The 24514-nt window shown below is 43.7% G+C and carries 12 protein-coding genes and 1 tRNA gene; 6 read left to right on the top strand and 7 right to left on the bottom strand.

Annotated features, from left to right (window positions below; genetic code table 11):
- Window positions 1–1114: 1114 nt before the first annotated feature.
- The 4 genes from BM265_RS16795 to BM265_RS16780 all read right to left on the bottom strand — a co-directional run bounded on the left by BM265_RS16795 (window position 1115) and on the right by BM265_RS16780 (window position 7807).
- Window positions 1115–4102 (bottom strand): glycoside hydrolase family 9 protein, encoded by a 2988-nt coding sequence (locus BM265_RS16795; protein ID WP_074963134.1) that lies wholly within the window; start codon window positions 4100–4102, stop codon window positions 1115–1117.
- 1353 nt (window positions 4103–5455) lie between these two features.
- The gene (locus BM265_RS16790; protein WP_143098763.1) at window positions 5456–6007 is read right to left on the bottom strand and encodes a helix-turn-helix domain-containing protein; all 552 of its coding nucleotides are present in this window, start codon (window positions 6005–6007) and stop codon (window positions 5456–5458) included.
- A complete protein-coding gene (locus BM265_RS16785; protein WP_074963132.1) occupies window positions 5992–6375 on the bottom strand; it encodes a sigma-70 family RNA polymerase sigma factor in 384 nt (127 codons plus the stop codon). Before BM265_RS16785 ends, BM265_RS16790 begins: the two co-directional genes overlap by 16 nt.
- A gap of 664 nt (window positions 6376–7039) precedes the next feature.
- Entirely contained in the window at window positions 7040–7807 is a 768-nt protein-coding gene (locus tag BM265_RS16780) for a type II secretion system protein (RefSeq protein WP_242940889.1), read from the bottom strand.
- Window positions 7808–8415: 608 nt separating this feature from the next.
- Here BM265_RS16780 and BM265_RS16775 point away from each other — a divergent pair.
- From BM265_RS16775 to BM265_RS16765, 3 genes are all read left to right on the top strand, one after another.
- Window positions 8416–8489, top strand: a tRNA-Met gene (locus tag BM265_RS16775).
- 383 nt (window positions 8490–8872) lie between these two features.
- The gene (gene prmA / locus BM265_RS16770; RefSeq protein ID WP_074963131.1) at window positions 8873–9841 is read left to right on the top strand and encodes a 50S ribosomal protein L11 methyltransferase; all 969 of its coding nucleotides are present in this window, start codon (window positions 8873–8875) and stop codon (window positions 9839–9841) included.
- A gap of 39 nt (window positions 9842–9880) precedes the next feature.
- Window positions 9881–10219 carry a hypothetical protein gene (locus tag BM265_RS16765; RefSeq protein ID WP_074963130.1) on the top strand — a complete coding sequence of 113 codons (339 nt, stop codon included), beginning with the start codon at window positions 9881–9883 and terminating at the stop codon, window positions 10217–10219.
- 137 nt (window positions 10220–10356) lie between these two features.
- Here BM265_RS16765 and BM265_RS16760 read toward each other — a convergent pair whose 3' ends face one another.
- Window positions 10357–11355: a GGGtGRT protein gene (locus tag BM265_RS16760; RefSeq protein WP_013497378.1), complete on the bottom strand. Its 999-nt coding sequence runs from the start codon at window positions 11353–11355 to the stop codon at window positions 10357–10359.
- Between the two features lie 14 nt (window positions 11356–11369).
- Window positions 11370–12062, bottom strand: coding sequence for an iron-sulfur cluster assembly scaffold protein (locus BM265_RS16755; RefSeq protein WP_074832260.1), 693 nt, complete (start codon window positions 12060–12062; stop codon window positions 11370–11372).
- Window positions 12063–12394: 332 nt separating this feature from the next.
- Between BM265_RS16755 and BM265_RS20775 the strand changes: the two genes are divergently transcribed.
- The 3 genes from BM265_RS20775 to BM265_RS16740 all read left to right on the top strand — a co-directional run bounded on the left by BM265_RS20775 (window position 12395) and on the right by BM265_RS16740 (window position 15012).
- Window positions 12395–12628 carry a C-GCAxxG-C-C family protein gene (locus BM265_RS20775; protein WP_242940888.1) on the top strand — a complete coding sequence of 78 codons (234 nt, stop codon included), beginning with the start codon at window positions 12395–12397 and terminating at the stop codon, window positions 12626–12628.
- Between the two features lie 223 nt (window positions 12629–12851).
- Window positions 12852–13142 (top strand): hypothetical protein, encoded by a 291-nt coding sequence (locus BM265_RS16745; protein WP_074963129.1) that lies wholly within the window; start codon window positions 12852–12854, stop codon window positions 13140–13142.
- Window positions 13143–13404: 262 nt separating this feature from the next.
- Window positions 13405–15012, top strand: coding sequence for a S1C family serine protease (locus BM265_RS16740; protein WP_242940887.1), 1608 nt, complete (start codon window positions 13405–13407; stop codon window positions 15010–15012).
- Between the two features lie 56 nt (window positions 15013–15068).
- On the opposite strand, the gene BM265_RS16735 is transcribed toward BM265_RS16740, so the two are convergent.
- Window positions 15069–24149 (bottom strand): MBG domain-containing protein, encoded by a 9081-nt coding sequence (locus BM265_RS16735; protein ID WP_074963128.1) that lies wholly within the window; start codon window positions 24147–24149, stop codon window positions 15069–15071.
- Window positions 24150–24514 lie beyond the last annotated feature (365 nt).

The raw sequence follows: 24514 nt of genomic DNA, 5'->3' as shown, positions 1-24514 counted from the left end.
TGTTTTATATTTTCTTTGTCCGATGAGTTGAATTTCGTTTTAATATTCTTTCATGAGTTCGGTTTTTCTGTTGGAGAAAAAGTTGGTCCCCCCTCATTTTTTAGTTATATTCAAGATTTGAATAATTAAGGAGAAAAGAGGAAGATGAAACGAATGAAAACATCCAGTTTTGGTGCAGTTTTAGGGTAGTTTTAGGGCAGAAATGAACTCAAACGCTGTTTGTAGCCCGGGATTTCCTCCGATTTGGGTATGTTTTCGGTACCATTTGGGTATGTTTTCGTTTCTGTTTTCCTCTAAGAGTCCTAAAACTAACTTTTCGAATTAGTTTTAGTATTTTGAAGATTTTTGCTTCATTTGAGGCACTTTTAAATTCAAGTTTTGAATTATTTTTCCAGAATTTTCCTTCGTCTTGCTAAAACTAAATTTAGTTTTAGAAATATGAAATTAGTTTTAGAAATATGAAACCAATTAGTTTTAGCGTGCTAAAGTTAGTTTTAGCGTACTAAAGCGTTTTATTCAATGATTGAATAATAATATTCAAGGTTTGAATTATAATATTCAAGTCGTAAATAATAGTATTCAAGGTTTGAATACTTTTTACAATATTTGGTTATATATGTCAAATTATGTAAGTGTTGGTAAAATCTTAATATATTTATATAATCGCTTCATTCGGAGATCATAGGACATCCCAAACTACTAAAATCAGCCTAAATTTTAGACTATTTATGTTATTTAAGAGCGCATATCTGTCTAGTTTTAAGACACTAATTTGTCTAATTTTTTATCACTTGTGCCTTGTCAGTTACATTTCTGTCAAAATATCTGGAAGGAGAATACAATTCAACCAAGTTGATCATAATGTTTAAAGGAAAAAAAGAAATAGGAGACAGGTACAGCTGGAGCGTATTGAATGAAGATACATTTTCTTTATTTGTTAAACAATAAAAAACGGCAAGTTTCTTATCAATAAAGCATCGCTCATGAAGAGATTATGCTTTATCTGATAGTATAAAAGCCCCGTTTTATTTCCGTTAAAGCATCAATAAAAACGGATAGTCGTCTGCTTAGGACGATTATCCGTTTTGTTTTTAAATCATATCAATTTAGTCTATCACTTTATAGTAACAGTACCTGCATGTTTGATAGCATTTGCTGTATCCCAGCTGCCGTTCACTCTTGCGGCGATCGCTACCCTATAAGTTACGCCTGGAGTCAGATTTTTGGGAGAAGTGTAGGTAGTGCCTGTGATATCCTGCTTCTGAACTCTCCACTTGCCTGCCAGATAAACTGCTATGCCGTATCTGTCAGCACCTTCCACCTTGTCCCAGGTAAATCTTACCTGATGGTACTTCTCACTGTAATCGACCTTAATGTTGACAGGATAAGGAACAGGCGAACCGCCGAACCGATCGTTCATGAATGATGACATCCATACCAGAGAAGCGTTCAAGCTGACGGAAACATCATTTACTGTCCACGCCTCAGCACTGTCAACATAGCACTTCTGAGGAGCTAAAGTGCCTCTTTTATAGCCGAGACCACGAAGGTATTTATCATTATTAATATATGAGCAGGGACCGCCTGCAAGAACACCTGCGGGTACCGCCGGGAAGGACGGATCGATACTCTTTGCCCAGTATCTGTGGTGTGGCGATTTCATTGCCTTATCGCCGTAACCTGATACATAAGAGAAGCCCAGACCGTTGCGTCCGTAGAGGTAATCAAGTGCTTCAGCAGCACCGTTCCGATAATTATAATTGCTGGCATCAGTATCATAAGCATAGGCAAGGACCATAGCGTTGTTGATAACGAAGGAGTTGGAGCCGTATTCATAACCTGTGAATTTTGGTTTATCGCCACCGATATAGTCCTCGGTAGTCATACTCTTGTAAGGTATACCCATGCCTTCATTACTCATCTGAATAAGGTATTGATCAGCAATATTTTGGATAGAATTGGCGATAGTCTTCCTGTCAGCAGAAGATGTCTTGTCGCTCAGGTAGAGTGAAAGGGTGCCCAGACCCGCAGTATTGCCCCAATTGAAGGAACCGAACGATCGATCGTTCTCGCCGCCTCTCAGACAGGAAGTCAGGCTGAATGCCTTATCCTGACCTGAATTATTATAGCCCTTTAAGAAACCATAGTAAGCCGAGTCCCCTGTTGTTGCATAAAGCTCACAAGCTGCCCAGTAAGCATCATCAACTACATAGGAGTCACCGAAAATGTTGTTTCCGCCGAATTCAGAAGGAGCAAAGTAAGGATCAGTATAGTAATAGCCCCTATTAACGTTCCAATTGGACTGCTTAGCCATGATAGCCTTCCAGCTGTTCTGTGCATTTTGCAGACACTCTTTTGCGAAGTCATCATCTATACCCTTCCACAGACGTGAAGCCTGTGCAGCACAAGCGATCATGTTGAATGTGGCTGCATACGTAGGAGGTCTGACAATACGGATAGGATCAATACCATACAGTGCGACATCCGGCCAGGGTGTGAGCGGAAAACCTACCCACGTATGGTCCTGCACCGAATGATATACAAAGCCGTCCTCATTTATCATTTTGAACATCCACTCCAGCTCTACCCTTGCTTCATCAAGTATATCGGGAGCATTATCCTTATTTTCGGGCACAGCTATCGTGCCGTCAGTCCACTTGCGTGTATTGCCGCTCCTCTTGGAGAACTCATAAGCGTTCTGAAGTGTCCATACGGAGATACCGCCTTCGACAACGTACTTTCCATGGTCGTTTGCGGCGTACCATCCGCCTGTAACGTCGATCCGTTTATTCTTCTCGCCATAATAATAGAAGTCTCTGTCATAAGATTTAACCCATTTGCTCTGTACATAAGCCAAATCGGGAGAATGACCATATCTGCTGTGTGCCAGTGCGGACTTATCACCGGATGTGATGTACTCAGACTCTATCGGGACACCTGAGCGGTTCTGATAGAAGTAGTTCATGGAATCCCTCAGCAGCTGATCGTCATAGATATTTCTGTCTATCCTGAATGTACTGCTCTCGTTCATCGTATAAGTTTTCATAGTTACGGGATTTGTCCATAAAAGCTTATCACCGCTGAGCTTTGTATCGTTTGCATTCTTGGAATTCATCACCTGAGTGCCGTTTACGCCGACTGTATCCTTAACGAAGATAGTGTATGTACCCTCGGTCTTGAAATCAGAGAAGTCAATGATATGTACATTAGAACCGCTGTCCTTGAGTCTGGTAACTGTATGAAAACCGATCTGAAAAGAATTAGTCTTGCCTGTACCTGAATCAGGGTCATCACCGAATACCTTTGTTGTGCCCTTGTACTTAACGTTGCCGTCCTTATCTCTGATCTCGAACTGCAGAGGTGAAGAAGCATCGGTAACATAAGAAGCCTTCTTTTCCAGCTGAGGATAGTAACCGATCTGATTCAGACGAACGTTGCTTTCGGGTCTTACAACGCCCCACTCGTTAGGATTGAAATCGATTATACAGCCCCCGGGAGTAGTGTCGATCAGAGACAGATCATCGAATTTGAGGATCGTACCGTCGGGGAAACAATCTACCGGCTGATACATACCCTTTCCACCGTAGTGGAATGCCCATTCAGCAACCTCAATATCTTCTTTAGCTGTAAACATAGCATCGAAGGTGTTGTCGCCTTTAGCGATCTTTACGCATTCCCACGTCTGATTGAAATCATCATTGCCGCAGTTGTTGTGCCATGCTTCGACCATACCGTCGTAGTTGCCGATCCTGGTATAAATCTCACCCTCTTCGGAAGAATTAACCTTCCAGTGTACCTTGTAAGTATGACCTTTTTGTATCACTAAATTTCTGCAACGGAACTGAAGATCCCATCTTGACTCGGGACCATCGTTGTACAGTATCTCTACATTGTAAGTGCCGTCTGAAATATCGAAGTCCTGCCGTGCCGGTGCAGTCTCTAATGTGTGCCAGGGAAGACCCATGCCTGCTTCGAAGTCAGACTGGATAAGTATCTGTTCATCTTCTGCAAACACACTCATAGGTGCAGATGCGGCTGCTGCCGATAAACCAGCAGTAATTGCCACAAGCCCTGCGGCAATCCGTTTCATTGTCTTGTGCATTATCTCTTGACCCTCCTTCTGAAAATAAAAGAACATAAATCAGATACGGCTGCAACTTACAGTAAACAAAATATATACCCGAAACAGCCATAGCCACATTATAACAGGGATGGACATTTCACAAGCATTACGCTGTTATGTCCGATAGATATTATATCACATTGCTTTTCAAATTGCAATGATTTAATAATATAATTTCATATTTTTTAATTCAAACCTCTGCCGTATCAGATTTCCTCAGTATATAAAAAACAATTCGCAGATGCATATGGTCCGAAACTTAAAAATGTTCTTCTTGATGCCCACGATTATCAGTTTATCAAGAGATTTCTGTCAACGCACCATGGTAGCGTTTTTCTTTTAAATGTAGATTACAAGTTGAAGTAACATCTGACGGCATTAAAGAGTGGGTCACGCGTGACACAACAAAGCATCAATGGTTAATCTATTATAGTATTAGTATTCTTTTACTTGAATTATAGCTGCGTGTATAGCTGCGTGTATGTTATAAATGAAAACAGTAAAAATAATTTCTATAGAATTAGTATTCGGGCGGCTCGATGTCCGGTAACCGAGAAAGAAATATGTTTGATCCGGCTAATAATATGACGAGACCTGATAATATAATTGAGGCGATCAGTAAATGACATATTATAAATTATTGGATAAAATAAATCAGGATGAAGTGGTAAAAGTCGAATCCAGATTCAAGTATTATCAATAATCTTTTGGTGAAGAGAAGTGAGAGAATACGTCAATTGTTCTTGAAGAAGTGGACAGATCGGGTTTTACATATCGTATAGCAAATTCTGTTAGAATTCTTACCCCAATAGATATACTTACGTATGAGGAGGAGATTAAAAAAAATATTGAGTCCTGTGCTTTAACGTTCAATATATCCCTCATCTATGAGCTTTCAGATAGCAGTTTCATCGCTTTTTCTCTAATACTCGGACAGACGTTAGCAACTATATCTTTCTTGGAGAACTCTGTTTTTCTAAATCAAAAAATCACTTCATTCAAAATCTGCAAAACAGTAGACGAAGGGAAGTGCTCAATCTTTTTCTTTAGAAGATCCTTCCATAACATCCAAACTTGAGTTTCCTTCGTCAGTATACTTTTGGAGCGAATGGGCAGAACTAACACAGCAGAATACACCAAAAGCAGACTGACTATCAGGATAGCGCTGTGAGTATAATAAGGAATCTGCCGGATAGAAGTTGAACAGAAAAAATATCTCCGAGACAAATCAGCAGATTTCGTAAATCAGACAACAAGCGGATAATATAAAGACAAAAATACGGGCAGTACCTATGGTACTGCCCATTTCGGTATATCAGCAAATACACTGTCTTATTTGTCTATCTCCATCAACCGCACATAGCACTTCATGCTAACCCGCTTTCGCTCACTCTCCCAATCCTTGACACGGCCGACAGAAACGGACATCAGCTCTGCTAACCTGCATCGTGTGAGAGACTTCTTTTTTCGCAGGTTTCTGATATAACTTCCCTGCCCTTTTATCAGGAACTTATTGTACTCATCGAGCAAGTCTGTGACTTTGCACCCGAATATCTCTGCAAGTAGTGTGAGCTTGTCCAACGGATACTCCGACAGCACATTGTTCTCCCAGCGGGCATAGGTAGTGCGGTCTACACCAATTTGAGCGGCTATCTCTTTTTGCATGAGCCCACAGCTTATCCTGTAAAATTTCAACCTATCTGAGACTGTGGAATTATCATTAAGCGCAAAATCGGGTATTCTTTTCGGCTTAAAGCTGTGAATATAAAGGGTGACTGTTTTGCCGGTTGTGTGGGTAGAGTACAGCGTATACATTCGGCTCTCTACTCTGCGTAAAAATCGCCACTCGCCTATGAATGGCACATCTTTTACATCATCTGACAAGAAAATGTCCGTTGTGATTGTGTAGCATTTTCAACACACCTGCTGCCATAAGTCGCAAAACGTGTACCCTTGGTATAATCGAAAGTCTGTACCGCCTTGATGAGCCCTATCGTTCCTATGGATATAAGATCATCCTGATCCGAAGAATTTGCATAATATTTCTTGATAATGTGCGCCACCAGCCGCAGGTTGTGCCTTATCAGCTTGTTCCGAGCCTCTTTATCCCCTGCCGACATCTTCTCAAAACACTCCCTCTCCTGCCCCGCACTAAGCGGCGGCGGAAATACCGTCTTGCCGTCCAAATGCAGCCCGAAAAACAGACCGCCATGGGATATAAGCCTTATAAGCTCAAACAACTGTATCATCATAAGTATCAGCCTCCGTAAATTTCGTGATATTTCAGTATATTCCTCCCACTTCCCCAATTATGCAAAAAACAGGTACTTCCGCCACTCAGCGAAAGCACCGCTTTCTCCTTATTATTCCAACCACGACAAAAGCCTGCATATCGAAATATGCAGGCTCAGCCCTTTCATAATATCTATAAACCTTTACTCTGGAAAGCAAATTAATAATAGACGGGCGAAGTCGCCCCAAGTTTTTGCTTTTCTGAAATAGCTGAATATCAAATGAATAATTGTTCTTCCTAATAATGATCCAAGCTTTCAAATTACCACATCAGCATCACCAAGATGCACTACATTGCTTTTTGTTTCTTTCGTTAAACATATTATACTGCATTTGCCCCATTTTGTCAAGCGAATAGTTTAATTTCATAATTTTAACCTTTGTTTTCGTGCATATGCACAATTGGTTATATGCAACGATGCGCCTAACGTCCAAATATTTTGTTTATTTAACGAAACTAAATACTAATAACAAAAGCGATCTTATTCTTTTTTGCACCGTAGATCAAGTGAAGATCAGCCACACCAAAATACCTAAACAAAATGCCGAGATCATTTAACCTCGGCATTTAATTATGTGTAGTTTAAATCCGTCATCAGCATCTTCACAAAAACGAATGTCAGCTTAATACCAGCCGCCCATATTTCCATTGGTTCCGATCTGCTTGTTGGAAAGATTTATATTATAAAAACTATCCGGAGATTTATTATTGCTGTCAGTATAGATCTTATCCCATGTGCCGGTACCTATAAAGTGAGCATTTTTATTTACATTAGCTATGTACTCGCCGTTTACATATGTAACCAATATACCCTTTCTGTAAAGCTGGATCATACGAACTTCGCCAGTAACATTATAAACAACAACAAGTCCAAAGTTTGTATTATTGTCCTTAAGGTATTTTCTGCAATTCTTGGAATTTGTATTGTACCCCAGCGGATTTACTCTCTTGCCCGTTTTCCATGTTTCTGAAAAAGTTGAATCAAGAGCGCCAGCTATAACTCTGTCAATCGCCTGAGAACCGGTGGAAGTACCTGGATTTGTAGTCTTATAGACATTCCAACTGTAGTTAGTGAAACAACCTACTCTCTCGTATTTTCTATTTTTGGCGTTACCTTGTTCAAGGTAGAGCACCTTGTTAAATGCATCAAGTGAATTATCGTCACTAAGTAACAGCTCATCTGTTAGAGAGCTTTCTATTGAAGTTTTTATGGTTCTTGTATCTGCGATAGCAGCAGCAATCCTTGCTTTTCTAACATAGCTGATCACACTCGGTACAAGCAGGCTAGCCAGAATACCTACAATACATATAACAACAATCAATTCCACCAAAGTGAAACCCTTTTTATTATTATTCTTCTTCATAAGCTCATTCCTTTCAATTACATTCATATTACCACATCAGCAACAAATTTCATCTCTTTATCTGTTGACTATATTATATCAAATTTAGACAAAACAGTCAACTAGATTAATCTAAATTTGTAGTTATATACAACATGGATATATATAGTTTCTACAAATTGACTAAATCACAAGTTGACTGATTTTACAAATTAAAAGCATTGATCTTTGTCGTAAACAAACAAGAAATAATTTTAATTTCTATCATTTAACTAATCATTTCCCCTATATTGATTTATTTCCCATAAAAATACAGTAATTTTTTTCCATCCCAAACATTCCTTTATCATGCACACAAAATATCCACGCAACAATGAACACACGCTGTGATAATATTTATGTTTAATCTCAGCTCTGCTAAAATAGATCTCAGCAGCATGCCCACGAATCCCGACGCTCACGAATGTTCATATTGTATAAGTTTTAGCAAAGCGATCTTAATTCGCAACCACACACCCATCGTATAAACTCACTTACATGCCTCTAAATGTTAACAATAAGTAAACTTTAGATTTTTTCTCAAAATCATATTGACAAAAGCGATTTGATATGATATAATAGACAAGTACTCAACGAGAGAACACAAAATCAAATATCGCGGGGTAGAGCAGCTTGGTAGCTCGTCGGGCTCATAACCCGGAGGTCACAGGTTCAAATCCTGTTCCCGCAATCGCGTAAATACGCTGTTTGGAGTAATCCAGACAGTGTATTTTTTTATTTCAAAATACTTTCAGGGCACTATTCTATTATTGCACCATTGATACCTCGAAACTTTCATCACCTGATGCAAAAAGCATAATAACTTTTCTGCTCACAACCGAGCATACTATTTTCATAACAAAAACTACTTTGCATCAAAATAATTAACATTCGACATTTCAATTTTCAATATTCAAAAAACATCATCGGATAAAATCATATAATTTGGGAATATATTTATAATTTTGAACTTTTTATGAAAGTCCTTTACAAATTATGTAAAGTATGCTATAATGATTAATATAAATTTTGATTTTTGATAATATTTTCTAACCAAAAAGGGGAATTAATAATATGGATTGGGTCGAGGTCGATATTTATACCACTTCCGAGGGCATTGAAGCCGTCACAGGCTCCCTGCTGGGACTGGGCATAAACGGATTTGTTATTAAGGACGCAAAGGATTTCGAGGAATTTCTCAGCGATAAAAGTGTAAACTGGGATTATATCGATGATGATCTCATGGGTCTCAAAAACTGCGAGACCACAGTTACAGCTTATCTGCCTGAAAATGCGCAGGGTCTGGATTATCTTGAAGCCGTCAAAGCTGAACTCAGAGCGCTGAAGACCCGCGACACCGAGAACGCATTCGGCAGACTTGAATACGAGCTGAAAAACGTCCGTGAAGAGGACTGGGCCAATAACTGGAAACAGTACTTCAAACCGCTGGAGATAGGCGACAAGCTTCTTATCAAGCCAAGCTGGGAGGATATTCCCGCAGGTGAGACCAGAAAGATACTGGAGATCGACCCCGCTTCAAGCTTCGGCACAGGTCAGCACAACACAACTCAGCTTTGCCTTGAACTTGTTGAGAAGTATCTTGGTGATGGTGACAGAGTGCTCGATCTCGGCTGCGGCAGCGGTATACTTTCCATCGGCGCCGTTCTTCTGGGTGCACAGGAATGTACCGCCATCGACATCGACGCTAACTCGGTGAAGATAGCAGGCGAAAATGCAGAGAAGAACAATATCCCCGCCGAAAAGTACCACGCAATATGCGGAAATGTCATCGACGATCAGGCGCTGGTGGCTGAGATAGGCACAGGCTTCGACATGGTATGTGCAAACATCGTGGCAGATGTACTCATCGGCATGAGCGGACTGTTCAAAGGGTTCCTGAAACAGGGCGGAAGGCTGATAGTTTCCGGTATAATCGATATGCGCAAGGACGAAGTTCTTGATGTGATAAAAGCACAGGGCTTTGTACTTGACGAAATAAGAGAAAAAGAGGACTGGGTAGCAGCTTCATTCAAAGCGCCGTAAGTCCCGTAAATATGCAGCAGAACGAAAGGAAGTGCTAAAATGCAGCTGATATTTGTAGTCATTAAGAGAGTGGAACTGGTGGATGAGATAATGCACGCCCTTGCGGCAGCAGGTATAAAAGGGGGCACCTGCATTGACAGCGTAGGAATGGCAAAGTCTATATCGGATATGGATAATCTTCCGATGATAGGCGTTCTCAGGGCGATGCTCAAAGGTGAAGACCCCGAGCAGAAAGGGAAGACCATCTTTGTTGCAGTTCACGACGATCAGATCGATGCAGCCAGAGATGCTATACACAGCGTAACAGGCGATCTTACCAAGCCCAACGCAGGCGTACTTTTTGCAGTACCCGTGACATTTGCCGAGGGCATAAACTGATAAAGCCAAATGATATACAAGCACTTCTGTCATTCGATAGACAGAAGTGCTTTTTTCATGCAATTTACAAGAAATAAAAAAACGACCCGAAAGCACGAAGCTCGGGTCGTTTTGAATATACTATTTAAAAGGGTGAATTACTTCATAGCCTCTTCAACAGCAACTGCGCAAGCAACTGTTGCACCAACCATGGGGTTGTTACCCATACCGATGAGACCCATCATCTCAACGTGTGCGGGAACGGAAGAAGAACCTGCAAACTGTGCATCGGAGTGCATTCTGCCCATAGTATCAGTCATACCATAGGAAGCAGGACCAGCAGCCATGTTATCAGGGTGCAGAGTTCTACCTGTACCACCGCCGGAAGCAACAGAGAAGTACTTCTTGCCAGCGTCTGTTCTTTCCTTCTTGTAGGTACCTGCAACAGGGTGCTGGAATCTGGTAGGATTGGTGGAGTTACCTGTGATGGAAACGTCAACGTTCTCCTTCCACATGATAGCAACGCCCTCGGTAACATCGTTAGCACCGTAGCAGTTAACCTTAGCTCTCAGACCCTCGGAGTAAGCCTTGCGGAATACTTCCTTAACTTCGCCTGTGTGGTAATCCATCTCAGTCTCAACGTATGTAAAGCCGTTGATACGAGCGATGATCTGTGCAGCGTCCTTGCCCAGACCGTTCAGGATAACTCTCAGGGGCTTCTGTCTAACCTTGTTAGCCTTCTCAGCTATACCGATAGCGCCCTCAGCAGCAGCGAAAGACTCGTGACCTGCCAGGAATGCGAAGCACTCGGTATCCTCTTCCAGAAGCATCTTGCCCAGGTTGCCGTGACCCAGACCAACCTTACGCTGGTCAGCAACAGAACCGGGGATACAGAAAGCCTGGAGACCCTCGCCGATAGCAGCAGCAGCGTCAGCAGCTCTTGTGCAGCCCTTCTTGATAGCGATAGCGCAGCCTACAGTGTAAGCCCACTTAGCGTTCTCGAAGCAGATAGGCTGGATGCCCTCAACGAGCTTGTATATATCCAGACCCTTAGCCTTACATACATCAGCACACTCCTCGATGGAGTTGATGCCGTATTCCTTGATTACAGCCAGGATCTGCTTTTCTCTTCTCTCATAAGATTCAAATAATGCCATGATACTGATCCTCCTTATGCCTTTCTGGGGTCAACGAACTTAACGGCATCAGCAACTCTGCCGTACTGACCCTTAGCCTTCTCGAAAGCTGTATTAGCGTCGTCGCCTGCCTTGATGAAGTCCATCATCTTGCCAAAGTTTACGAACTTGTAGCCGATGATCTCATCGTCAGCATTCAGTGCGAGATCAGTAACATAGCCGTCGGTCATCTCCAGATAGCGGGGACCCTTTGCCAGTGTACCATACATTGTACCAACCTGAGAACGCAGACCCTTACCCAGATCCTCCAGACCTGCACCGATGGGCAGACCGTCCTCGGAGAATGCAGACTGCGAACGACCGTAAACGATCTGCAGGAACAGCTCTCTCATAGCGGTATTGATAGCATCACAAACGAGGTCTGTGTTCAGAGCCTCAAGAATAGTTCTGCCGGGCAGGATCTCGGAAGCCATAGCTGCGGAATGTGTCATGCCTGAGCAGCCGATAGTCTCAACGAGAGCCTCCTGTATAACGCCCTCCTTAACATTCAGGGTGAGCTTGCAGGTACCCTGCTGGGGAGCACACCAGCCGATGCCGTGTGTAAAGCCTGAGATATCCTTTATCTCCTTTGCCTTGACCCACTTAGCCTCCTCAGGGATAGGAGCAGCGCCGTGAGCAACGCCCTGTGCGATAGGGCACATTGTTTCAACTTCGTGCGAATAGATCATTGATAATAACTCCTTTCGGTTATTTGGCAGTCCATGCCGCCTCTATAATATAATACTACATTTCTTCTGACAATTCAAGTCTTTTCACAAAAATTTTTAATTTAACTGTCATTTTTTACGAAAGCCCTGTATCCCGATGATTCAGGGCTTTCCCGAAAACTGCGAAGTCTGTTTGGCATATACCGGCATATCCGAATAAAATAGTATATAATCAAGACATTATTGGGTCCAAGGGTAGGATATTATCACGGCAGAAGCTCATTCAAAGAAAGCCTGCGAACTTTTTGCAGGCGGATATAAACGCGCACGATCGGTATTTTCAGCTTTTACCGATGTTAAGATATAGGGAAGCCTACGGAACCTGTTCGGCTGTTTTCGTGGTGCTTGGTATGCTGTACGGTGCAGTCGAAGTATTTGGCTGCGAAAACAATGCCAACCAATGCCACCGCATACGATCGTATGCCAAACAGTACAAAGAAAACCACGATACTATCATCTGCCGCGAACTTATGCAAAGGCTGAATGCAACCTGCCCCCCCCGAGTTACGCACCTGGCAGTATCATAAGGTACGTCCCTGCATAAGATTTGTTGAAACAGCATCTCAGATACTTGGAAAACATACCATCGAAAACCCCATATATGTCTCAGCAAGCAACAAGTAAAACCAAACAACACATATTAACAATATTTATGCAAAGCGCTGAAAATATTAAGGAAATATTGAAATAACCATTATAATGAGTTATAATTATATCATTAAATGAATTTATGAAATAGGGGGATATTTTATGGAACCGATCAAGGCTTTTATTCAAAAATGGCGTGATAAACTTGCATATATGGAATTCAGCGATTTTTTCCCACAGAACAAGAAGTGCGATGTACGTGATATCAGAAGTGTGATATTCTTCATCGGCATTTACCTTGTTGCGCTTATTTTCTGCGCTCTGTTTTTCGTTGTACTAGGCTCGATACCTTTCATATGGTGGCTGTTCAGATTCATCGGCGTTGTGGTAGGTATATATTCTATCGTAGGTATGATGCACATTCTTCTGCAATACATGAAGTATAACAGCTGATACCGTCTTTATGAATTAAACAGATAACCATGCCCCAAAGCGTATAAAAGCGCTTTGGGTTTTTTTCTCTTTTAAGGCGGAAAAAGCTCTCTTCTCTGACGATTTAACCGCCTTACCGCCCTGCCACAATAAACGACTTATCACTTCTGATACCGCTACTTAAAACTTATATAATTACCCGGCGTTTCCATGCATTCTTTTCTATATCCCGATATGTTGACAAAGGAATTCGGGCATGATAAAATAATATGGGGGTGATGATATGTCAAGAATGATCGATAGACTGGCAGAGTCAGGCAGCGGATGTTTTGTGCGCTGTGTAGGTGTTTCTGACAGATATCTGCTTGATATTGAAGAACTTGACCGCCGTTTTGAGGGAGAGGGCTATCTTCGCCTGAACAAACTTGATACTCCTACAAACAGCGATGAACTTGAAAGGCTCAGAAAAGAATCCGAGGAATTTGCCGAAAGTTTTGAGGGCGAACGACTTCTCGCACTTTACCGCGAAAGCGTCAGCAATATAAATCCATCTATAGAAACTAACCTCATAATAAGCCTGCTGCACTGGGGCAAGCTGTTGGGCAGCCGCACGGGCGGAGTGCTTATCTACTGCGGCAAAACAGGCTACAAGGAATATCTTTTCTGCTATCTGGCATATATGAAGGGCTGGAGAGTTCTTGTGCTGATGCCAGAGGGCGAGGGCAAGCTTTCTTCGGTACTTGCTGAAAAATCCGAGCTGATAACCCTGGGTATGCCCTATGCGGTGCAGATACCGGATTATGTTCCGCCGCGCCCGATAGCTCCCCCGCCTGTAAGACAGCCTGCACCCCAGACATATCAGAGGGCTCCGCAATACCCTCAGCAGACAGGTGATAACCGTTTCAGCCCAGTTCCGCGCGAGTACAGAAACGGACCTCGTCCCAATGCACCTATGCGCGGTGACGAAGGCAATATCAAGGTAACGATACCGCCGCGTGAGCGCAGGAGCGGACCCCGCCCAAATGCACCAATGCGCGGTGATGAGGGCAATATCAAAGTAAAGATACCTCCGCGCCCATCCCGCAAAGGCAGTTCAAATATTCCAAAGCAGACATTTACTGCAAGTGCACCGGAGGATATTCCTTACGAAACTCACAGTGATATCCCGCCTGTAGAAAACAACTTCACACCATACCCGCAGAAAGTTCGTACAACGCTTCCCCCATCGAGAAAACCAAGCGCACAGACTACGATGGAGCGCAGCGTACCAACGCCGATAAATCGCAGTGCGCCTGCTCCGATGAATCACGGCAGGCAGCGCGAGCTTTCTTCCGAGGAGATAGCAAGGCTGGCAGAATCGGTGGTAATGATAACCGTGTGCAATAAGTTCGGCGATATGGTGGGCAGCGCTTCTGGTATAGTTATAAATGCCGACGGATATATCCTGACCAATCATCACGTTATCAGCAAGGGCAGTTATTTCCTTGTAAGATTCGAGAACGACAACACTGCTTATCCCGTGCAGATAGTCAAGTACAACAACGTACACGACATGGCACTGCTGAAGATACAGCGCCGTACAAAACCGCTGAAGCTGTACAGAAACATGATGCAGGATCTTGTCCGTGGACAGAAAGTTATCGCCATCGGAAGTCCGCTGGGACTTTTCAACACCGTATCTGACGGAATAATCTCGGGATTCCGTGTGATAGATGTCACCGATATGATACAGTTCACTGCACCGATTTCCCACGGAAGTTCGGGCGGCGCACTGCTTAACACCTACGGTGAGATAATAGGTATGTGTACAGGCGGTGCAAAAGAGGGTCAGAATATCAATCTTGCGGTAAGCTGCCGCATCATCGAACCCTTCATCATGAATTTCATATAAACACAAAAATGGCTTTCCATTTCGGAAAGCCATTTTTATTATGCTTTTGTTATTTTTTATTTTAACAGTTTTTTGCCCTTGATATGAGCTGCGATAAGGGAAATATCGGAAACATTTATTTTACCGTCGCCGTTTACATCAGCCGCTTTAAGCTGATCGCCCGACAGCATTTTACGTCCTTTGACGTGAGCCGCTACCTTTGTAAGGTCGTTTATGTTTATAATACCATCGCCGTTAACATCGCCCTTCTTCACCTTAGATGAAGACTGACCAACGATAGCAAAACCTGCACTTATCACGCCTGCATAGTTGCCCTTGCAGGTAACAACGGCCTTTGCTGCGCCGACTGCGGTATTGTTTACGTAGGATACGCTGTAATCAGTGCCCTCGGTCAGAAGCTTGCTTCCGTCATAGACCTTTACCTTCGGGGCAGCAGCTTTTCCGCTGTATGTGTACTCGTTATTTTCGAGCACAACGTTAAGGCTGGTTGCATTTTTGCCGTTTATGGTGAATTTCTTTTCGGTAGAACCCGAATAGTTTCCTGCACCTGTGATAACAGCCGATGCAGTTCCTGCTGCGGTGTTGTTTTTGTATTCAACAGTGAAATCTCTGCCCTCGGTCAGTTCTGTGCCGTCTGCCGTAACGGTAACAACAGGTGTCTTTGCATTTCCGTCGTATTCAAAGCTTGCAGAAGAAAGTGCAGCCTGTGCGCCCGCCAGTGACTTGGGTGTGATGGTAAAGGAAGCTGTTATAGAATCCTTATAACCGCCTCTGCCTATAACAATAACTGTTGCCTTGCCCGCATTGGTATTATTATAGTATGCCACTTCAAAATCCTGATGCTCTTTCAGTGTTGCCGAGCCGTTGGTCAGGGTTATCTGAGGTTTCTTAGCTGTGCCGTCGTATGCGAATGTTTTGGTATCCATACTGATGCTGAATCCCGAGATAGATGCTGCACTTGCCGAACCGATAATGAATGGCTGTGATAATGTGCCGTAGTAGTTGCCCAGTCCGCTTACGGAAACATAAGCTATTCCTGCTGAGGTATTGGAAGAATAGGATACTGTATAATCCCTGTTCTCCACCAGTGTTCTGCCGTCCTTTTCTATGGTCACGGAAGGACGTCTTGCAGTACCGCTGGCATCGTAGTAATACTTTTCAAGCTTTAAAGATGCTTTGGAGATATCGCTGGTGTTTATCTGGAAGAACTTGGTCAAAGTGCCGCTGTAATTGCCTTTGAAGTTCAGATTTACAACTGCTTTGCCGGCTATGACGTTATCGCTGTAATCAAGAGTATAATCCGTCTTTTCGGTGAGCACCCTGCTGCCGTCCTTAACGGTGACTTTAGGCTTTCTTGCTGTGCCGTTGTAATCATAGCTTTCGGGAGAAACAGCAACATCAAGAGCCGATGCGGGCTTCGCTGTGATAGTGAAACTCTCTTCGTAGATGCCCATATACTCGCCCATACCTGTTACAATGACTTTTGCTGTGCCTGCGTTGACGTTTGCAATGTAATCAACAGTATAGTCAACGTTATTTGTAAGAACTTCGGTGCCGTCCCTTACGATAACACCGGGAGTTACAGCACTGCCTGTGTACTCAGCTGTCTTTTTATCCAGCTGTATACTGCAGTCAGCGATCTTGTTTGAATCAGCGTCCTTGGCTGTGATAGTAAATTCTGCGGACTTCATGCCTGTGTAGTTGCCTGTGCCGTTTACATATACGCTGGCTGTACCTGCTTCAACGTTGTTTCCGTAGGTAACAAAGTAGTCAGCACCCTCGGTGAGTGTCTTCATGCCCTCGGTTACGGTTACAGCAGGCTTCTTTTCTGTGCCGTCGTAGATGAAGTTAGCTGTCATAACAGATATTCTTATATTGTCAACAGGTGCAGGGGCTATGGTGAAATGCAGTGTGCCTGTACCCGCATATTCACCGATACCTGTTACAATGACACTTGCGGTGCCTGCGTTGGTGTTGTTGTCGTAATCGTAGGTATAATCAACACCGTTCCTCAGGGTCTTGTCACCGCGCTTTACAGTAGGAACAGGCTTTTTATCCATGCCGTCGTATACAAAGGAATCAGCGCTGAGATAAGCCTTGCAGCTTGCGATGTTTACAGCCTCTGCCTTGTTTATGGTGAAGTTTGCTTTCTTTGTACCGGTAAAGTTGCCCTTGCCTGTCACGGTAACAGTGGCAGTACCTATATTGGTATTGTTTGAATAAGTCACAGTAAAATCAGTGCCGCTGACAAGGTTCTTTGAACCGTAGGATACTGTCACTGTCGGCTTCTTTGCCGTGCCGTCATAGGTGAATGCAGTTTCAGAGAGTGTGATATTAAGTTCGCTTACAGACTTTGCAGTTATCTTGAAAGACTTGTTCAGCGAACCTGTGTAGTTGCCTGCACCCTTTACAGCAACGCTTGCTGTGCCTGCATTTATATTATTAGAGTAAGTCAGGGTATAATCTCTGCCGTTTGTCAGAGTTCTTGTGCCGTCGGTAACTGTTACATCGGGCTGCTTTGCTTTGCCGTCATAGGTATAGCTTGCTGGCGATACCACAGCGGTAAGATTGCTTACAGACTTCTGACTGATAGTGAACGTCTTGGTCAGTGTTCCTGTATATCTGCCCAAGCCCATGATATTCACGGTAGCTGTACCCGCATTGATATTGTTGGTGTAGGATACGATATAGTCAACGCCGTTCGTAAGCGATGTCGAACCGTTCTTTACCGTTACATTCGGCTTCTTCTCGCTGCCGTCGTAGGTATATGTGCTTGTTGCCAGTGTTGCAGTGCAGCCGCTTATCGAAACAGCGGCAGGTTCACTGATAGTGAAGCTTGTGGACTTTGTACCCGTGTAGTTGCCCTTACAGGTTATCACAGCGGAAGCCGTTCCCGCATTGATGTTGTTGGTATAAGATACGGTATAGTCTGTGCCGCTTGTGAGGGTCTTTGTGCCGTCTTTTACAGTTACGGTCGGTTTCTTTTCCTTGCCGTCATAGGTATAGCTTGTGGGTGAAACTGTAACTGTCAGCGCACTTGCATTCTTCGGGCTGATGGTGAATGTCTTTGTTGCGGAATCAGTGAAATTGCCGATACCCTTTATAGTCACTGTAGCCGTACCGGCATTTGTGTTGCTTGAGTATGCAACAGTGAAGTCTGTGCCTTCGGCAAGAGTTTCAGAACCGTTCTTGATATTTACAGCAGGCTTTTTCGCTGTACCGTCATAGGTATAAGCGGTCGTACCCAGAGTGATGGTGCACTTGGTAATGGAAGTCGGTGCCGCCTTGCTGATGGTGAAGCTTACGGACTTTGAGCCTGTGTAGTTGCCCAGGAAAGTGATATTCGCCTTAGCTGTACCTACCTCGGTATTAGAGGAATAAGAAACAGTATAGTCAACGCCGCTCATAAGCGTCCTGCTGCCGTCTGTTACTGTTACCGCAGGAGTCTTAGCCTTGCCGTCATAGGTGTAGCTTGTGGGCGAAACTGTAGCAGTCAGACTGCTTGCGCTCTTCGCATTGATGGTGAAGTTCTTTGTAACAGAACCTGTATACCTGCCGTTGCCTATGATAGTCACGGTAGCTGTACCTGCATTGGTATTATTGGAATACGAAACTAAATAATCAGTGCCGTTAACAAGTGTGGTACTTCCGTTCTTTACGGTCACAGCAGGCTTCTTCTCATTACCGTCATAGGTGTATGAAGATGTACCGAGAGTTACTGTACAGCCGCTGATCGAAACAGCAGCAGGCTCACTGATAGTGAAGTTCTTTGTAACTGAGCCCGAGTATGTGCCCTTACCTGTTATGGTAACAGAAGCTGTACCCACATTGGTATTATCAGCATACGAAACAGTATAGTCAGTACCGCTTACGAGGGTCTTGCTGCCGTCCTTTACGGTAACGGTCGGCTTCTTTGCTGTGCCGTCATAAGTATAGGAAGACACACTGAGAGTGATATCGCAGTTGCTTATCAGAGCTATATAAACTTCGTTGATAGTGAATGTCTTGGTAGCTGTACCCGAATAGCTGCCCTTACCTGTGATAATCACGGTAGATGTACCCACATTGACATTATTTGAATATGAAACAGTATAATCGGTGCCGCTGATAAGTGTCTTGCTGCCGTATTTTACTGTTACCGACGGTGTTTTTGCATTGCCGTCATAGGTGTAGGATGAAGTTCCCAGCGTGATAGTGCAGCTGCTTATCGGTGTAGCCGCAGCTCCGCTGATAGTGAAGTTTGCTGACTTTGTACCTGTGTAGTTGCCCTTGCCCGTGATGGTCACGGTAGCTGTACCTGCATTGGTATTGTTTGAATAAGAAACAGAATAATCAGTACCGCTTACAAGTGTCTTGCTGCCGTCCTTTACGGTGACTGTAGGCTTCTTCGCTGTGCCGTCATAGGTATAGCTTGTCTGAGAAAGTGTAACTGTCAGATCACTCGCACTCTTAGCCGAGATAGTGAAAGTCTTGGAAACTGTACCCTTGTAGCTGCCCATGCCTGTTACAGTCACGGTAGCCGTGCCTGCATTTGTATTATTTGAATACGCAACTGTATAATCAGTGCCCTTGGTGAGAGTTTTGCTGCCGTCCTTTACTGTAACTGCAGGCTGTTTTGCCGTACCGTCATAGGTATATGAAGATGTACCGAGCGTTACAGTGCAGTTGCTTATGGAAGTTGCGGCAGGCTGACTGATAGTGAAGCTTGCAGACTTTGTACCCGTGTAATTGCCCTTACCCGTTATGGTGGCAGTAGCTGTACCCACATTGGTATTGTTGGAGTAAGACACAGTAAAGTCAGTACCCGCTTCAAGAACTTTAGTACCGTCCTTTACAGTTACCGCAGGGGTCTTTGCTGTGCCGTCATAGGTGTAGCCTGAAGGCGAAACTGTTACTGTAAGATTGCTTGCGCTCTTAGCAGAGATAGTGAAATTCTTGGAAACTGTGCCTGTATATCTGCCCATACCCATAATGGTCGCAACAGCAGTTCCCGCATTGATATTGTTGTAGTATTCAACAGTATAATCCGTACCCTTTGTAAGGGTAGTGCTTCCGTTCTTGACGGTTACCGAAGGCTTCTTAGCTGTACCGTCATAGGTATAGCTTGAAGTTCCCAGAGTTACGGTGCATCCGCTTATGGAAACTGCAGCAGGCTGGCTGATAGTGAATGTCTTTACGGCAGAACCGGAATAATTGCCCTTGCCTGTGATGGTCACGGCAGCTGTACCCACACTGGTGTTGTTGGAATACGTCACGGTATAGTCGGTACCGCTTGTAAGAGTTTTTGTGCCGTCCTTAACTGTAACAGTAGGCTTCTTAGCCGTGCCGTCATAGGTGTAGCTTGTAGCCGAAAGAGTGATCGCCAGTTCGCTTATGCTCTTGGCTGAGATGGTGAAATTCTTAGTAAGCGTACCGCTGTAATTTCCGGTTCCCGTGACAGTCACCTTACCAGTACCCGCAACGGTATTGGATGAATATGCAACAGTATAATCTGTGCCGTTCTCAAGGATAGTATCGCCGTCTGCAACAATGACAGTGGGCTTCTTGGCCGTACCGTCATAGGTACAGTTCTCAGGCGAAAGTGTTATAGCCATTCCGCTGACACTCTTTGAAGCGATAGTGAAGGTCTTTGTGATCGAACCGGAATAATTACCCTTGCCTGTGATAGTTACCTTAGCTGAACCGGCATTAATGTTATTTGAATACGAAATGGTATAGTCAGTACCGCTGACAAGGGTCTTGCTGCCGTCTTTTACAGTGACCGTTGGTTTTTTAGCTGTGCCGTCATAAGTAAAACTTGTAACCGAAAGTGTTGCTGTTAGAGAACTTGCACTTTTAGCCGAAATAGTAAAAGTCTTTGTTACTGTGTCCTTGTAATTGCCTATACCTGTAACAGTAACGGTAGCTGTACCAACATTGATGTTATTGGAATATGCAACAGTGAAATCAGTACCCTTAGTGAGTGTCTTTGTGCTGTTCTTCACAGTTACCGATGGCTGTTTTGCAGTGCCGTCATAAGTATAGCTTGTGGTACCCAGCGTTACGGTATATCCGCTTATTGAAACAGCTGCTGCCTTGCTGATAGTAAATGACTCGGTGGCAGTACCTGTGTAGTTGCCCTTACCTGTGATGGTCACGGTAGCTGTACCCACATTTGTATTGTTTGAATATGCGACGGTATAGTCTGTTCCGCTTGTAAGTGTTGTGGAACCGTTCTTTACAGTGACTGTCGGCTTCTTTGCTGTTCCGTCATATGTATAACTTGTAGCCGAAAGTGTTATCGTCAGATCGCTTACTTTCTTGGCAGCAATAGTAAAATTCTTAGTGAGTGTACCGCTGTAATTGCCCTTACCTGTTACAGTCACCTTAGCTGTACCTGCAGCAGTGTTTGAAGAATATGATACAGTATAATCAGTACCGCTCACAAGTTCAGTTGAGCCGTCATTTACTGTTACTGTCGGTTTCTTGGCTGTACCGTCATAAGTATAGCTGGAAGTACTCAGTGTAATGGTACATCCGCTGATATCTTTCGCTTCAGGACTGCTGATAGTGAAAGTAGTGGACTTTGTACCGCTATAATTGCCCTTACCTGTTATGGTAACAGTAGCGGTTCCGGCATTCGTATTATTGGAATACGAAACTGTATAATCAGTTCCGCTGATAAGCGTTTTTGAACCATCCTTTACAGTAACTGTCGGCTTCTTGGCTGTGCCGTCGTAGGTATAGCTTGTAGCCGAAAGTGTTACTGTAAGATTGCTTGCGCTCTTAGCCGAAATTGTGAAAGTCTTGGAAGCTGTGCCTGTATAGCTGCCTTTACCTGTTATGGTAACTGTCGCTGTTCCCGCGTTGGTATTGTTGGAATATGTAACTGTATAATCTGTACCTTTAGTGAGGGTCTTAGTGCCGTCCTTTACTGTGGTTGAAGGCTGTTTTGCGGAACCATCATAAGTATAGCTTGAAGTACCCAGTGTAATGGTACATCCGCTGATATCTTTCGCTTCAGGACTGCTGATGGTGAAAGTAGCTGACTTAGTGCCCGTATAATTGCCCTTACCTGTAATGGTCACAGTCGCTGTACCAGCGTTTGTGTTATCGGAATACGACACGGTATAATCTGTTCCGCTCGTAAGTGTTTTTGAGCCATCCTTTACAGTGACTGTGGGCTTCTTGGCTGTACCGTCATATGTATAGCTTGTCTGCGAAAGTGTGACTGTCAGATTGCTTGTGCTCTTAGCCGAAATCGTGAAAGTCTTTGTCGCAGTACCTGTGTAGCTTCCATTACCCGTGATGGTAACGGTGGCTGTACCTGCTTTTATATTATTTGAATATGCAACTGTGAAATCAGTACCCTTGGTAAGAGTTTTTGAACCATCCGTTATTGTTACTGAAGGCTGCTTTGCAGTACCGTCATAAGTATAGCTGGTCGTTCCCAGCGATATCGAACATCCGCTTATAGCTTTCGCACTGCTTATGGTGTAGTTTGCAGAATTTGTTCCTGTATAGTTTCCCTTACCTGTTACAGTCACGGTAGCTGTACCGGCAGCTGTGTTGTTTGAATACGCAACGGAGTAATCAGTACCGCTTACAAGTTTCCTGCTGCCGTCCATTATGGTAACTGTGGGCTTCTTTGCAGTACCGTCATAGGTGTAGCTTGTCTGTGAAAGTGTCATTTCCAGACTGCTAAGATCTTTTTTATTTATGGTGAAATTTTTGGTAACTGAACCCTGATAAGAACCTATACCCTTTACAGTAACAGAAGCTGTGCCGACATTGATATTGGCGGAGTATGTAACTGTATAATCAGTACCTTTGGTGAGAGTTTTTGAATCGACTACCACTGTGACTGACGGCTGTTTTGCCGTGCCGTCATATACGTAGGAAGTTGCACCGAGGGTGACATCAGAAGCTGTTATCTTGGGCTGATTAGTCTCCAGATTAACAGCATAATTGGCAATGTCCGAATTATACTGTGACAGATCCTGCACCAGCACGAGATTATATATCTTCTTGCTGTTTGTAAGCTTGACCGTCTGGGGGGCAGTACCGTTCATATAGACCGTGTTGCCCGAGCCTATAGTTATCCTGGTGGAGACACAGTCAAAATCACCTCCTACATACATCTTACCAGCATTCATTTTGAGAGAACATGATATCGGGCTCGAGGTATTCTTTACTATAAAGCTTCCGCCAACATTAATGATATCGCTGCTGTTAGTCATGTCAAGACCTGCATCAGTCGATACAAGTTCGCCATTGTTGACAGTAGCTATCCTGTAATCTCCGCTTACATTCAGCTTGCCGCCGCTAAGCTTTGTTGTGCCGCCCTGCACTGTGAAATTGCCATATATATTCAACGTTCCGCCATCAAGCTCAATATCATTGGAATACTGGGTGACATCTCCTGTTATATTTACAGTTTTTCCGCCCAGCACCATTCTGGATATATTCAGACCATTTTGAGTTTTGATGTTCAGGTCGGAGACAAATGGTGTTGTTGAATAAAAATATCCCTCCATATCGATCGTTCTGTTATTGGTAACAGTGAGATTAGCTATTTCTCCATTGTATGAGCCTTTGATAGTCTGAGTTCCTGTGCCGTTGAGGTTAAGCACGGAAGTTCCCATCATAACAAAAGAATTCCTATTCACACTAGATGAGATGTGGTCGTAAACATTGCCTGCAACATTTATCGTACCTGCAGTGATAAGATCGTAGGTATACCAACCATTACTGCCCACTGAATTTGTCATGCCTGAATGTACATTCCAAACAAGATCTCCCGTAACAGTTATGGACGCTGATGAATTCTGCATTCTGATATATGCATAGGAACTTGCATTTTCCTTGCCTATGTACAGATTTCCGTTTACCACAAGCTTACCGGTACCGATATCCAGCATACCCGCTGTCATGTACAGGTCACCGTTGATAGTGAGAGTATGTCCGTTGAGTATGATATCGCTGTTGGTTTGCAGCGACCCTGATACGGTCATGTCAGATGTAAGGCTCTTAGCCGAACTCCAGGTCTCTGCAGATGCGCTTATTACCCCCGCGCCTTTCCAGACCTGTTCCCCCGGCAGAACTGCCCCCGAAAAAGTCATCGTGACAGCCAAGATGCCCGCCAGCACTCTTTTCATTTGAATACCTCCTCAAAATATCTTGTAAAATCTCGTAAATACTCGCGAAATCTCAGTATTTCATAAAGTTATGTTCAAGAAATGAACCAAGTTATGGATGATCCAAAGCATTGAATGCCGGATTTAACGTTATCAGGGTATAGCAAACAAAACGTCTTGAGAGATCTGTTTTGACAGCCTTGATGCGACCCATATCCGTTACGGCAGCAAACCTCCTCTGTCCAACGGGATCATTCGTCACGTGAAGTCCCAACTTCCTTCGTTCTGCCTATCCATAACAGGGCGTCGGCGCAGCTCCATTGCGAGGTCATGCCCCTTGGTAATAATTCCTGCCGACTGCCGGCTCATCCTTTGTTGTTTTCTTA

This window comes from Hominimerdicola alba, from assembly GCF_900112155.1.
GTDB classification, from domain to species: domain Bacteria; phylum Bacillota; class Clostridia; order Oscillospirales; family Ruminococcaceae; genus Hominimerdicola; species Hominimerdicola alba_D.
This window is presented reverse-complemented; position numbering and strand designations above follow the sequence as displayed.